Genomic DNA, 13,233 nt, shown 5'->3' with positions numbered 1-13,233 from the left:
CTCAGCTCCCCCCGTGCAGGTCCCATACCCAGACACCGCCCACCCGCTCACCGGAGCGGCCCAAGAGTTTCTCCACGGTCTCCCGCAGCTCCCGTTCCCTCGGCTGCGGCCCCAGCACGAGCGCCCCCGCCTTCCACCCCGCCAGCTCCTCCCGCACCCGCGCCCGCGCGACCGTGTTCACCACAGGTATGACACCCGTCGCGCGCACGTCGGTGAACAACCCCGCGGTGAAATTCAGCGGAACCCCGTACACCCCGCTGCGATCCCCGTTCCCATAAGGCCCGTTGAAGTACCCGCCCGGCATCCGGAACCCGAGCCCCGCCGCCACCTGCCAGTGCAGCGCCTCCGCGGCGGACGGATCGGCGAGCGGCACCGGCACCAGCGTCTCGCCCGGCCGCACGTACGCCTTCCACATCCCGCCCGCGAAGAACTCGGGCGCCACGGACCGGGGTTCGGACTTCAGCGGCGCCGGTACCAGCGGCAGCAGCGCCAGTCCTACGACGGCCGGCGCGCCGTAGCGGACGACAGGCCGCCCCTCGGCGGAAGACCGCACCGCGACCGCCACCAGCATCCCCAGCACCGGCGCGCAGATCATCGCGACCCGGCTCTCCAACACCGACTCGAACAGCGGGAGTTCGGCGAGCAGCGACCAAGGGCCCGGCAGCACGACGTCCGTGTACGGGACGGGGATGCGCGGCCCCATCGACAGCAGCGCCGCCGCCGCGGCCGTGAGCCCCAACGCCCGTACGACCGGCCGCCGTTGCCACAGCGCGACGGTCACCGCGAGCGCGAGCAGGACCAGCGGAAGTCCGTAGAAGGCGTTCTGCTCGGTCGGGTTGAGGGACAGCGCGTTCGCCCGCGCCGCGTCCCCCGCGAGCAGCGACCGTTCCGCGAACGAGATCAGCGCGAGCGGACTGTTCCCCGCGTTCGGCCCGTGATCGATCCCGACGTAGCTCTGCGGCCCGTGGAACTGCCAGACCAGCGGCCAGCAGACGAGGGGGAGGCATACGGCCGCCGCGACGGCCAAGCCTCGCAGCAGCCGGGGAGCCGCCGCGCGGACCACGCCCGGATCGACGGCCACGTAGGCGGCGGCGAACAGCAGCATCCCCAGTGCGGCGAGGAGGAGGGGTTCCTCGCCGAGGAAGAACTGGTAGGCCGCCAGTAGCCCGAGTACGACGGCGTCACGAACCGGACGGCTCTGCTTGAAGTCTCCGGCAGAGCACAGCCGCACCGCCCGCTCCACGAGCAGCGGAATCACGAACAGCACAACGAAGTTGGGATGCGCGTTGCCATGACTCACCATCGGCGGCGCGAACGCGGCGAGCGCGGCTCCGGCGAAAGCGGCCCCCGCACGCCCGCCCGCCAGCCGCCGCAGGAACAGCCGGTACCAGGCGAACCCCGTCCCCGCGAGCCCCAGCGTCATGCACAGGCTGAGCGCAACCGCCGGTCCCGCCAGCAGAGTTACCGGCGCGAGCGGCACCGAAAGACCCAACATCACTGTGTTCGCCATGAGGTTGACCCCCTCGGGCCACCCCTGCAACGTCGTGAAGAACGGGCTGCGCAGATGCGCGACGTTGTCCGCCGTCACCGCGAAGAACCACTCCCACTGGTTCTGGTCCTGGAGCGAGTCGGTCAGATACCGGTGCGCGGGGTCGAAGAAGCGGCCCGAGTAGAGGGTGACGGAGAAGGCGAGGAAGAGCAGCGCGACGAGCAGTGAAACCCGGTGCAGCGAGGCGAGTTCGGCGAGGAAGCGGACGTAGGCCCAGGGGCGGAGCTTGGAGCCGGGCTGGTGGGACCAGCGGACGGGGACCTCGGTGACCGTACGGCCGGCCGTGCGGAAGTGGCGCAGGACCTCGACGTCGGTCGCCCAGCCGTCGAGCCGCGCCGCCGCGTAGGCCTCGCGGGCGGCGGCGCCGTCGTACAGCTTGAAGCCGCACTGGGTGTCGCGCAGGCCGGGGAGGGTCGTGCGGCGGATCAGGAAGTCGCCTGCGGTGCCCAGGAGTTGGCGGGAGCGCGGGGGGCGGGTGCCGATCGTGGCGCCGGGTGCCGAGCGGGAGGCTATCGCCGCGCCGCCGGGCGGGAGTTCCTTCTCCAGGTGCTCCAACTCTTCGATGGGGGTGGCGAGATCGGCGTCCGTGACCAGGACGCGCTCGCCCCGGCTGGCAGCGACCCCCAGCCGGAGGGCGTGGCCTTTGCCTTTGTTGGCGGGGGAGTCGATGAGCTGGACCCGTGGGTACGACTTCGCCAACTCGGCGGTGCCGTCCGTCGATCCGTCGTCCACGACCAGCAACTCCCAGCTACGGGAGGGGTCCTGGGAGAGGTGGGCGGTGATCGCGTCGAGGGTCGGGCCGAGCCGCCGCTCCTCGTTGTAGGCCGGGACGACCACCGAAAGGGCGGGAACACTCATTCCGCCGCGGCCAGCCGCTCGATCAGCGCCACCGACCCCGAGTGGTAGGCGGCGAGCAGTTCCCGCGCCGCGTCGAGGTTCTGGCTCACCAGCGCGTTCACCAACTCCGTGTGCCCGCACCAGAGATGGCCGCGCAGATCGGTCAGCCGGCGCAGATGCCGTACCGCGCAGACCCAGGACTGCACGCGCAGCCGGTTGAGGAAGTCGCCGAGGTAGGGGTTGCCGAAGAGGGCGCCCAACTCCCGCCAGAACCGCAGGTCGTAGCCGATCAGGACGTTCAAGTCCCCGGCGGACGCGGCCCGTCCGGCCTCCTCGCCCCGGCGGCGTACGCCCGCGAGGGCCGCCGCGGCGGCCGGGTCGCGGCCGGGGTCGCGGAAGCGGTGCGGGTCGCGTTCGAGGGCGAGCAGCATGCCTTCGACGATCAGCGCGCGGGCCTCGACCATGCCCCGGTAGTCGGCGGGCGAGTACTCGTGGACGCGGAAGCCGCGGTGCTGGTCGGCCTCCAGCAGGCCCTGCGCGGACAGGTCCACCAGCGCCTCGCGGACCGGGGTCGCGGAGACGCCGTACTGTTCGGCGATCTCCTTGACGGTGAACTCCTGGCCCGGTTGCAGCCGGCCCCCCAGCACCTCGTCGCGAAGCGCCTCGGCGATCTGCTGCCGCAGGGTGCTGCGGGTCACGGCGCCGTTGCCGCTGCCGGCGGACATAGGTCGGGGGCCTCCTCGGTCGGCCAGGGGTGACGTGCTCTTTTCCATATCTACGAGCACGCCACCTTACGCGTTCGAACGAGGAGGGGCTTTAACCAACTTTCTCGCGAAAGGCCACCCAGCGTCGCCTTCCCTGTTCAGACCGTGTATTCGTCGGCCACCGACAGCGCCGCGTCGAGCGCCGCGAAGCCCTCCTTCAGCTCCTCCTCGGTGACGTTCAGCGGCGGCACGACATGCGTGCGGTTCATGTTCACGAACGGCCACACCCCATGCTTCTTCGCGGCGGCGGCGAACGCCCCCATCGGCGCGTTGTCCTCCCCGGCCGCGTTGTACGGCACCAGCGGCTCCTTGGTCTCGCGGCTCTTGACGAGCTCCAGCGCCCAGAACATGCCCGTCCCGCGCACCTCCCCGACGCTCGGGTGCCGCGCCGCCAGCTCGTCGAGCGCGGGCCGTACGACGTCGGCGCCGAGCCGCTTGGCGTTCTCGACGATGCCCTCCTCGGCCATCACATTGAGCGTCGCGACGGCCGCCGCACAGGCCAGCGGATGCCCCGAGTACGTCAGGCCGCCCGGGTAAGGACGCTTGCCAAAGGTTTCCGCGATCTTGGCGGAGATCGCGACGCCCCCTAGGGGGACGTACCCGCTGTTGACGCCCTTGGCGAAGGTCATCAGGTCGGGGACGACCCCGAACAGGTCGGCCGCGAACCACTCGCCGGTGCGCCCGAACCCGGCCATCACCTCGTCCAGGATGAAGACGATCCCGTACTTGTCGCACAGCGCCCGCACGCCCGCGAGGTACCCCGGCGGCGGGACCATGATCCCGGCGGTGCCCGGGACCGTCTCCAGGATGACCGCGGCGATCGTCGCCGGGCCCTCGAAGCGGATCGTGGTCTCCAGGTGCTCCAGCGCCCGGCCCAGCTCCTGCTCCTCGGTCTCCGCGTAGAACCGGCTGCGGTAGAGGTAGGGCGCCCAGAACCGCGCGACCCCGTTCGAGCCGGTGTCGGAGGGCCAGCGGCGCGGGTCGCCGGTCAGGTTCACGGCCTGCTGGGTGCCGCCGTGGTACGAGCGGTAGGCCGCCAGCACCTTCGGCCGCCCGGTGTGCAGCCGGGCCATCCGTACGGCGTGCTCGACGGCGTCGGCGCCCGCGTTGGTGAAGAAGATCTTGTCCAGGTCGCCGGGGGTGCGCTCGGCGATCAGCCGGGCCGCCTCCGAGCGGGCCTCGACGGCGAACGCGGGCGCGAACGTCGTCATCGTCGCCGCCTGCTCCTGGATCGCCGCGACGACCTTCGGGTGCTGGTAGCCGATGTTGGTGAAGACGAGACCGCTGGTGAAGTCGAGGTAGCGGTTGCCGTCGTAGTCCCAGAAGTACGAGCCCCGCGCGCCGGCCACGGCGAGCGGGTCGATGAGGTCCTGGGCGGACCAGGAGTGGAAGACGTGCGCGCGGTCCGCGGCCTTCACCGCTGCACCGGCCTGGGGGTTGGGCTCAGGGGTCATGACAGTGAGCGTAAATGTCCGCGATGCGGAAGGGGTATCGGCGGGATGTGGGGTCGGTGGGGAGAATCCGCGACAGTCTGTCGGGGGTAGGGGTCCGCGATCCCTTGGATCCCCTAGGGGCAGGGCGGCCGGGGAACCGTCCGGTGTCCCTTACGGGTCCCTAGGGGCCGTACGGGTATCGGGGCGGCCGGATTATTCTCGGCCCGTTCATCTGTGCGGGGGACGTGCTGGGGGAAGGCGGGGCGGCCATGGAACGGCTCGGGGCGGGCGATCCGGAGCGGATAGGGGCGTACCGGCTGCTCGCGCGGCTCGGCGGGGGCGGCATGGGCGCCGTCTACCTCGCCCGGTCGGAGCGCGGGCGGACGGTCGCGGTCAAGCTCGTCCGCGCGGAGCTGGCCGCGCGCGAGGAGTTCCGCGCGCGCTTCCGGCAGGAGGTCGCCGCCGCCCGCCGGGTCGGCGGCGCCTGGACCGCGCCGGTCCTCGACGCCGACACCGAGGCCGCGGTGCCCTGGCTGGCCACCGGGTACGTCGCCGGACCCAGCCTGGAGCAGGTCGTCGGCCACGACCACGGGCCGCTGCCCGAACGCTCGGTGCGCATCCTCGGCGCCGGGCTCGCGCACGCCCTCTCCGACATCCACGCGGCCGGTCTCGTCCACCGCGACCTCAAGCCGTCCAACGTGATGGTCACCATCGACGGCCCGCGCGTCATCGACTTCGGCATCGCCCGCGCCCTGGAGGGGACCGGCCCTGAGCTGACCCTTACGGGTGCCCTGGTCGGCTCTCCGGGTTTCATGGCGCCGGAGCAGGTCCGGGGGGACGCGGTCACCGCGGCGACGGACGTGTTCTGCCTAGGCGCGGTCCTCGCGTACGCCGCCACCGGCCGGCTTCCGTTCGGGACCGCCGACGGGGGTGTCCACGCCCTGATGTTCCGCATAGCCGAGGACGAGCCGGATCTCGGGGGTGTCCCGGAGGGGATCGCCGATCTGGTCCGGGCGTGCCTGCGCAAGGAGCCGGGGGCGCGGCCGGTTCCGGAGGCGGTCCTGACGGCGGTGGGCGCGGACGACACGGTGACGGACGGACGGGCGCGGGAGCCTTGGCTGCCGGGGAGCCTGGTGGCTCAACTGGGGCGGCAGGCGGTGCGGTTGCTGGATGCGGAGGGGCCGGAGCGGGGGGAGTCGGGGGAGGGGGCCGAGGGGGCTGGGGAGCGGGTCGGGGGGCGATCGGTGGGGGGTTCGGAGGGGGCCGGGGAGCGGACGGAGCGGGTCGGGGAGCGGTCGGATCGGGCGGAGGGGGTCGAGGGGGCGGGGGCGCCGGAGGTTGCCGGGGGGAGGGCTGAGGTGGTGCCTGAGCATTCGGGGCCGCGTGAGCATTCGGGGGCGCGCGAGCATGGGCGGGGGCCGGGGTATCCCTTGGAGGGGGTGAGGTCGGCGGCGGAGGAGGTTGGGTCGGCGGAAGGGGTCGGGTCGGCGGAAGGGTTCGGGGCTGTGGAGGGGGCGGGGGTTGTGGAGGGGGTCAGGCCGGCGGACGGGTTCGGCCCGGTGGAGGGGGCCGGGCCGGCTGAAGGGTTCGGCCCGGTGGACGGGTTCGGGGCGGCGGAGGGGGCCGGTGCTGCGGCCTCGCGGGTCTCGTACGGGGCCGGCGGGGCCGGCGCCGCGGGTGGGGCCGGGCCGACGGTGGCGTACAACTCTCCGGTGGCGGCGCCGAGTTCGCCGTATCCCTACGACGGCTTCGTCGACGACCCGTACGACCCCGACGAACCGGCGCCCCGCCCCAGCACCCGCTCGACCCTGTTCCTCATAGCCGTCGCGCTGGTCGTGGCGCTGGCGGCCGGGGCTACCGTCTATACGCTGCTGAGCGGGGGCGGGGGGCAGGCGCGGGGGCCGGGGGCTTCGCCGACTCCGGGGAGCAGCACGGGAGTTGGAGAGGCGCCCGGTGACGGGGCGGTCCCCACCGGATACCTCGGCGACTGGACCGCGACCATCGACAACGGCGGCGGGGCGAACGTACGCAGGCTCACCATCGCCCAAGGAGAGGTGGGCGCGGCGGCGTTGACCCTGATCGCCCAAGGCCCCGGCTACCACTGCGAGTTCGCGGCGACCCTGACCCAACAGCCCACGACGGACGGCCCTTTGACGTACGGCCCCTCCCGAGTGACCTCCGGCGAACCCCCCTCCTCCTGCACCCCGGGCGCGTCGACTCAGGTGACCCTCCAGCCCGACGGAACCCTGGAACGTCTCAACACGGCCACGGGGGAGCGGCTGGAGTACAGCAAGCGGTGAACACCCGCTGAACTTACTGGAGTTGGTCCGTTATGTGGGTGGCTGGGTGGGTGTGTGGCCGTACGGTGGGGCCACCATCGGCACAGTGGCGGGGGAACCACAGTGGAGTGGCTGGACGCGGAGAACATCGTGGCCGTGGGGACGGCCGTGCTGGGTATCGTCGCCTCCGGGGTGATGGTCTGGTACGAGCGGCGGGTGCCGCGGCGTAAGCGGATCGGGTTCCGGGTGCAGATGGACAACCCGATCGGTGACGGCGTCAGATCGGGGCGGGCCAACCGGCGGCTCGGGCTGTTCGACGAGGGGCCGGACATGTCGGACGCGACGCTGGTGCTGCTGCGGATCGAGAACGACGGGTCGGTCGGGATCGACCGCGACGACTACACCTCGCCCGAACGGCACGGCCTGACCGCGGTGTTCACCGACCGCACGATCAGAGGCGTCTCGGTCACCCAGCCCACCGACACCGACCATCTGATGGACCACTTCACGGCCGACCGCGGCTTCGGCTACGACGGCCACACCCTGCGCGTCCCGCGCGTCCCCCTCAACCGGGGCGAGCACTTCAAGCTGCTGGTCCTCCTCTCCGGCGGCGACGTCGGCTCCCCGATCCGGCTGTACGGCGGCATCAGGGAGGGCGAGGTCCACCCCAACCGCAGCGCCACCCCCGACGACGTACCCCCGCTGTTCAGCCGGGCCGCGCGGCTGATCACGGTCATGCTGACGGTGTGCGTGGTGACGCTCGCGGCGATCGTCGTGGCCCATGACGACACCCCGCCGCCGGTCGAGTGCGCGCGCGGTGCGCTGACCCTTACGGGTTCGACGGCGTTCGCGCCCGTGCTGCGGGACGTCGCCCGGAGCTTCGAGCGGGACTGCGGGGGCGCGGAGATCGAGGTGGACGCGCACGGGTCGACGGCGGGGCTGCGGGATCTGGAGGCTCAGGGTGCTCAGGGTGCGGCCCGTAAGGGTGGTTCCCCTAAGGGTGCCGCTCAGGGTGCTCGGGGTGCTGGTACCCCTAAGGGTGCGCTGATCGCCTTCTCCGACGGCCCCAAGCCCGACTCCGGCATGGACGCCCTCGCCGAGGACCGCGCCGCGCTCTCGGTCTTCGCGCTCGTCGTTAACGACGAGGTGCCCCTGAAGAACCTCTCCACCGACTCCGTCCGCCGGATCTACCGGGGCGAGATCGCCAACTGGCGCCAGCTGGGCGGCCCCGACCTCCTGGTCCGGATGGTCTCCCGCGACGCCAACTCCGGTACCCGGCAGGTCTTCCAGCGCCGCGTCCTCGGCCAGGGCGAGCCCGCGAACACCTCCGTCGACTGCTCCCACAAGGAGCCGTACGAGACCGCCCGCTTCATCCGCTGCGAACTCGACTCCACCGACCAGGTGTTGACGACGGTCGCGGCGACCCCCGGCGCCATCGGCTACAGCGAGCTGAACGTCGCCGAACACGCCAAGGGCCTGCACCTGCTCGACCTCGACGGCGACCCGCCCGCCACCGCCGCCATCGCCAACGGCACCAGCGCCTACCCGTACCGCGAGATCGAGTACGCCTACACCTACGGCAGCCCGCCCGAGGGCTCGCTCGCGGACAACTTCCTCACCTACCTCATCCGGGGCAAGGGCCAGACGGCGATCCGTGCCTACGGGAACATTCCCTGCTGGAGCCCGCAGGGGCTGCAACTGTGCGCGGAGACGGGGCAGCCGGCGCCGGTCAACTCACCCTGAGCCGAGCCCTGTTGAGGGACCCCCTGAGGGAGGCCCCTTGGAGAGGTCCCCTTGTCTCCTCCGGACGCGTCCACGACGATCGGCCCACCGGACGTCACCCCAGGAGGACACATGGGCCCCACCCCTGACCGGCGAACTGTCCTGACGGCAACGGCGGTTGCGGGCCTGAGCGCCGCGACGGCCCCGGCGAGCGCCGCGCCGGACACCTCGGACGCCCCGACCGCCTTGAACTCCACGCACCCCACCTCCCACCCCGCCGCCACCACCCAACCCCCCACCCGTGAACTCCGAGCCCTCCTCAAGGAGTTGGACCCCCGCAGAATCGAGTCCACCGTCCGTACCCTCGCCTCCTTCGGCACCCGCCACACCCTCTCCGCCCAGGACGACCCCACGCGCGGGATCGGTGCCGCCCGCGACTGGCTGCACGCCCAACTCCGGTCGTACGCGGCCGAGTCGGGCGGCCGGATGACGGTCGGGCTCCAGTCGTACGTCCAGGAACCCGCCGCCCGCGTCCCGGTGGCGACCCGTATCACCAACGTCCTTGCCACGCTGCGGGGTTCGGTGGCGCCCGAGCGGGTGTACGTCGTCTCCGGGCACTACGACTCGCGCGCCTCGGACGTCATGGACGCCGTCTCCGACGCGCCGGGTGCCGACGACGACGCGTCCGGGGTGGCCGTCGTCCTGGAGCTGGCGCGGGTGTTCGCGCGGCGCAGGCCGGCGGCGACCGTCGTGTTCGCGGCCGTCGCGGGGGAGGAGCAGGGGCTGTACGGATCGGCTTACCTGGCGCAGCAGTTGAAGGCCGCCGGGACGGACGTACAGGGGATGTTCACCAACGACATCGTCGGGAGTCTGACCGCCGACGACGGGAGTCAGGACCCGTACACGATCCGGCTGTTCGCGGAAGGGGTGCCGTCTTCGGAGACGCCCGAGCAGGCCGCCGTGCGGCGGTCGGTCGGGGGTGAGGACGACTCCGCCACGCGGCAACTCGCCCGGTTCGTCAAGGATGTCGCTGACAACGACGCGACCGGGATGCGGGTGCGGGTGGTCTACCGGCGGGACCGGTATCTGCGCGGCGGCGATCACATCCCGTTCCTCGAACGCGGCTTCCCCGCCGCCCGGTTCACCGAGCCCGCCGAGGACTTCGCGCATCAGCATCAGGACGTGCGGGTGGTGGAGGGCAAGCAGTACGGGGATCTGCCGGAGTTCTGCGACTTCCCCTTCGTGACCCGGGTCGCGAAGGTCAACGCCGCCGCGCTCTGGACGCTGGCGCAGGCGCCGGGCACTCCGCGCGGGGCGCGGATCGTGACGTCGGCGCTGACCAACTCGACCCGGCTGGTCTGGACCCGGGGGAGCGAGCCCGACCTGGCCGGGTACGAGGTGGTCTGGCGGGAGACGACGTCGCCCGAATGGACGCAGGTGGCTGCCGCCGGGGATGTGACGTCGTACGAGGTGGAGCTGTCCAAGGACAACGTGTTCTTCGGGGTGCGGGCGGTGAATCGGGCGGGGTTGCGGGGACCGGTGGCGTTCCCGGCGCCGCAGGCCTAGGGAGGGGGCCCTAGGGGATCCGTAAGGGGCGCTGCGGGCGGCGCGCTCCCTTAGGGAACCCGTAAGGGGCGCGGCCCCCTCACACGGGCGCCCCTCACACCGCTCCCCTAGGGAACCCGTAAGGGACGCCGCTCCCCTCACACCGACCGCTCCCCTAAGGAACCCCTAGGGGGCCCTCACCTGCCCGCACCCGCCCTCACCCACCCCACCTCACCTCGGCTCCGGCGGCCGCTGCCGCGGCATGTTCGGCCGCGCCCCATTCGCCGGCGGCAGCGGAAACCTCCCCTGCGCGGGCAGCGCCGGATCATGCCGGGTCGGTGCCGCGACCGCCGACTGGAGCGCCAGCGGCGTCCCCCCGGTCCGGAACTCGATCATCCAGTCGGCCGTCTCCGCGCGGACGAGGTCGGTGACGTCGTCGCAGAACCGCCGCAGCACCGCCAGACACCGCTCGGCGGCCTCCCCGGCCGTCCCCTCGGCCGGGCCCAGCACCTCGCGCACGCTCTCCGAGGCCCAGTCGAACTGGAGCACCTGAAGGCGCCGCTGCACGGCCTGCGCGGTGGCGACGTCCCGCATCCAGCCGGAGGTGAGCCCGAGGAAGCGGTCGGCGGCCGCGCACGCCACCGCCAGCAGCAGCGCGAGGTACCCCCAGGGGGCCGCGCCGGGCAGCAGGCCGGTGAGGTCGATCAGCGGCAGGGCCGCGCCGGCCAGCGCGCCCCCCACCGCCGTACCGCGCAGCGCCCGCGCCCCGCGCCGCTTCCAGGTGCGGTCGGCGAGGTACCAGGCGGCCGTCTCCAGCGCGCCGCGCTCCACCCACCGGTACAGCTCGTCGAGCCGGGCCGCGGGCTCGCCCCAGTCACCGAGCGGGAAGACCCGCGCGGTGAGATCGCCCGGCCGAAGGCCAGCCCCGCCCTCGTCCCGCCCGTCCTGAGGCGGACCCTCGGGCTGCATCTCCGGCTGCTGACCCACCCGGCACTCCCTCCTGAACCCCGTTCCCGCATGCTGATCACCCTTCCTACCTCCCAATGGGTGGCGAAGAGGAAGGTTTCGCCGCTTTTACGCCCGGAAGTGGGCCTTGATCAGGTATAGGCCGGGAGGCAGACTCACTCGAAAGAGTGCCGGGGCAGCGTCCGCACCGACCACGTAGGCTCGTGCCGAGCGGGAACCCCCGTGCTTTTTCCGATGTCGTGCGTCAGTCGTATATCCAAGGAGCCGATGGTGTTTCCCGGCGGTGGCCAGCCCAATATGCAGCAGCTGCTCCAGCAGGCCCAGAAGATGCAGCAGGACCTCCAGGCGGCGCAGGAGGAACTGGCGAACACCGAGGTGGACGGGCAGGCCGGCGGCGGTCTGGTCAAGGCCACGGTGACCGGCTCCGGTGAGCTGCGGGCGCTGGTGATCGACCCCAAGGCGGTGGATCCGGAGGACACGGAGACGCTGGCGGACCTCGTCGTGGCGGCCGTGAAGGCGGCGAACGACAACGCGCAGGCGCTCCAGCAGCAGAAGCTGGGGCCGCTGGCGCAGGGTCTCGGCGGCGGCAGCGGAATCCCCGGCCTGCCTTTCTGAACGAGCCTGTGTTTCCGCGCGGGCCTGTCTTTCTGAGATGCGCCCCGCCAACTACCGTACGCACTGAAGGAACCCCAGGAAGGACGGCAGTCCGTTGTACGAAGGCGTGGTCCAGGACCTCATCGACGAGCTGGGTCGGCTGCCCGGCGTCGGTCCCAAGAGCGCGCAGCGGATCGCCTTCCACATCCTCCAGGCGGAGCCGGCGGACGTACGGCGGCTCGCGAACGCGCTGATGGAGGTCAAGGCGAGGGTCCGGTTCTGCGCGGTCTGCGGGAACGTCGCGCAGGAGGAGCGGTGCGGGATCTGCCGCGACCCGCGCCGCGACCCCACGGTGATCTGCGTCGTCGAGGAGCCGAAGGACGTCGTCGCGGTCGAGCGGACCCGTGAGTTCCGGGGCAGGTACCACGTCCTCGGCGGCGCGATCAGCCCGATCGAGGGAGTCGGCCCCGACGACCTGCGGATAAGGGAGCTCCTCGCGCGCCTCGCGGACGGCACGGTCACCGAACTCATCCTCGCGACCGACCCGAACCTGGAGGGCGAGGCGACAGCGACGTACCTCGCCCGCATGATCAAGCCCATGGGCCTGAAGGTCACCCGCCTGGCCAGCGGCCTCCCGGTGGGTGGCGACCTGGAATACGCGGACGAGGTGACCCTCGGGCGCGCCTTCGAGGGGAGACGACTCCTAGATGTCTGACGCCACGCTGCACGCGACCGGGCAGAACCCGGACGACTTCGCGGTCCAGATCGCCGATCAGGTCGAGAGTTTCCTGGTCGCGGTGACGGAGGTCGCCAAGGGCGACGAGCCGGGTTCCGCCGTTCCCTTCTTGTTGCTAGAGGTGAGCCAACTCCTGCTGGCGGGTGGGAGGTTGGGGGCGCACGAGGACATCGTTCCCGATGAGCGGTACGAGCCGGACACGGGCCCGGACGCCGATGTGGACGAACTCCGCGAGGGCCTCGCCCGCCTGCTGGAGCCGGTGGACGTCTACTCCGAGGTCTTCGACCCGTACGAGCCCCGCAAGGCCCCCGTCCCGGCCCGCATCTCCGACGACCTCACCGATGTCATCACCGACCTCCGCCACGGCATGGCCCACTACCGCGCGGGCCGCACGTCGGAGGCGCTGTGGTGGTGGCAGTTCTCGTACTTCTCCAACTGGGGGGCTACGGCGTCGGCGACGCTGCGGGCGTTGCATTCGGTGTTGGCGCACATCCGGTTGGACCAGCCGCTGGAGGAGCTGGACGGTCTTGACACGGATCAGGCCGCCGTCGGGGATGAGACGTTGGAGTTGGAGGCGGGGAGGGTGATGGCGGAGGAGATCGGGGGGCCGTTGGGGGTGCGGGGGACGAAGTGAGCCGGCCCGGTGTGCAGGACAGGTGGTCTCTGTCGGCTGATCGGGTGACTCGGCGGGGGAACTGGGGGCGGTGTACGGACTGACTGCGGCATGCTGCCGTCGCCGTCGGCCCGCCTCGGGCCGGGGCCGGCCGCGAAGAGCGTGCCGTAACCGCTCCGCAGGGGGAGTTCATGG

10 protein-coding genes are annotated in these 13,233 nt (G+C 72.1%); 6 read left to right on the top strand and 4 right to left on the bottom strand.

Translation table 11 applies throughout. The features are described 5' to 3' along the window. Position 1: 1 nt before the first annotated feature. From ACYUD3_RS05855 to ACYUD3_RS05845, 3 genes are all read right to left on the bottom strand, one after another. Positions 2-2,407, bottom strand: a complete 2,406-nt coding sequence (locus ACYUD3_RS05855; protein ID WP_470964684.1) for a dolichyl-phosphate beta-glucosyltransferase — start codon at positions 2,405-2,407, stop codon at positions 2-4. Continuing rightward, a complete protein-coding gene (locus tag ACYUD3_RS05850; protein ID WP_470964681.1) occupies positions 2,404-3,111 on the bottom strand; it encodes a GntR family transcriptional regulator in 708 nt (235 codons plus the stop codon). The genes ACYUD3_RS05855 and ACYUD3_RS05850 overlap by 4 nt, the downstream gene beginning before the upstream one ends. A 137-nt stretch (positions 3,112-3,248) precedes the next feature. Next, positions 3,249-4,604, bottom strand: a complete 1,356-nt coding sequence (locus tag ACYUD3_RS05845) for an aminotransferase class III-fold pyridoxal phosphate-dependent enzyme (RefSeq protein ID WP_470964678.1) — start codon at positions 4,602-4,604, stop codon at positions 3,249-3,251. Positions 4,605-4,852: 248 nt separating this feature from the next. Here ACYUD3_RS05845 and ACYUD3_RS05840 point away from each other — a divergent pair, with 248 nt between their 5' ends. The 3 genes from ACYUD3_RS05840 to ACYUD3_RS05830 all read left to right on the top strand — a co-directional run bounded on the left by ACYUD3_RS05840 (position 4,853) and on the right by ACYUD3_RS05830 (position 10,150). Continuing rightward, a complete protein-coding gene (locus ACYUD3_RS05840) occupies positions 4,853-6,883 on the top strand; it encodes a serine/threonine-protein kinase (RefSeq protein ID WP_470964675.1) in 2,031 nt (676 codons plus the stop codon). A gap of 102 nt (positions 6,884-6,985) precedes the next feature. Continuing rightward, complete coding sequence (locus tag ACYUD3_RS05835) at positions 6,986-8,605, top strand: substrate-binding domain-containing protein (RefSeq protein ID WP_470964672.1); 1,620 nt, start codon at positions 6,986-6,988, stop codon at positions 8,603-8,605. Positions 8,606-8,716: 111 nt separating this feature from the next. Continuing rightward, positions 8,717-10,150, top strand: a complete 1,434-nt coding sequence (locus ACYUD3_RS05830; RefSeq protein ID WP_470964669.1) for a M20/M25/M40 family metallo-hydrolase — start codon at positions 8,717-8,719, stop codon at positions 10,148-10,150. 210 nt (positions 10,151-10,360) lie between these two features. Here ACYUD3_RS05830 and ACYUD3_RS05825 read toward each other — a convergent pair whose 3' ends face one another. Further along, positions 10,361-11,098, bottom strand: coding sequence for an SLATT domain-containing protein (locus tag ACYUD3_RS05825; RefSeq protein ID WP_470966029.1), 738 nt, complete (start codon positions 11,096-11,098; stop codon positions 10,361-10,363). 267 nt (positions 11,099-11,365) lie between these two features. On the opposite strand from ACYUD3_RS05825, the gene ACYUD3_RS05820 reads away from it, so the two are divergent. The 3 genes from ACYUD3_RS05820 (at position 11,366) to ACYUD3_RS05810 (ending at position 13,059) form a co-directional block, all read left to right on the top strand. Then, positions 11,366-11,710, top strand: a complete 345-nt coding sequence (locus ACYUD3_RS05820) for a YbaB/EbfC family nucleoid-associated protein (RefSeq protein ID WP_470966027.1) — start codon at positions 11,366-11,368, stop codon at positions 11,708-11,710. A gap of 94 nt (positions 11,711-11,804) precedes the next feature. Then, positions 11,805-12,404: a recombination mediator RecR gene (gene recR, locus ACYUD3_RS05815; RefSeq protein ID WP_470964666.1), complete on the top strand. Its 600-nt coding sequence runs from the start codon at positions 11,805-11,807 to the stop codon at positions 12,402-12,404. After that, the gene (locus ACYUD3_RS05810; RefSeq protein ID WP_470964663.1) at positions 12,397-13,059 is read left to right on the top strand and encodes a DUF5063 domain-containing protein; all 663 of its coding nucleotides are present in this window, start codon (positions 12,397-12,399) and stop codon (positions 13,057-13,059) included. The genes recR and ACYUD3_RS05810 overlap by 8 nt, the downstream gene beginning before the upstream one ends. Positions 13,060-13,233: the final 174 nt, after the last annotated feature.

The sequence above is a fragment of the Streptomyces sp. AMJ-169 genome, assembly GCF_055597585.1.
This window is presented reverse-complemented; position numbering and strand designations above follow the sequence as displayed.

Bases quoted from the DNA above. Each gene is read 5' to 3' on its own strand.
- ACYUD3_RS05855 (WP_470964684.1), bottom strand. From the start codon at position 2,407: ATGAGTGTTCCCGCCCTTTCGGTGGTCGTCCCGGCCTACAACGAGGAG.
- ACYUD3_RS05850 (WP_470964681.1), bottom strand. From the start codon at position 3,111: ATGTCCGCCGGCAGCGGCAACGGCGCCGTGACCCGCAGCACCCTGCGG.
- ACYUD3_RS05845 (WP_470964678.1), bottom strand. From the start codon at position 4,604: ATGACCCCTGAGCCCAACCCCCAGGCCGGTGCAGCGGTGAAGGCCGCG.
- ACYUD3_RS05840 (WP_470964675.1), top strand. From the start codon at position 4,853: ATGGAACGGCTCGGGGCGGGCGATCCGGAGCGGATAGGGGCGTACCGG.
- ACYUD3_RS05830 (WP_470964669.1), top strand. From the start codon at position 8,717: ATGGGCCCCACCCCTGACCGGCGAACTGTCCTGACGGCAACGGCGGTT.
- ACYUD3_RS05825 (WP_470966029.1), bottom strand. From the start codon at position 11,098: ATGCAGCCCGAGGGTCCGCCTCAGGACGGGCGGGACGAGGGCGGGGCT.
- ACYUD3_RS05810 (WP_470964663.1), top strand. From the start codon at position 12,397: ATGTCTGACGCCACGCTGCACGCGACCGGGCAGAACCCGGACGACTTC.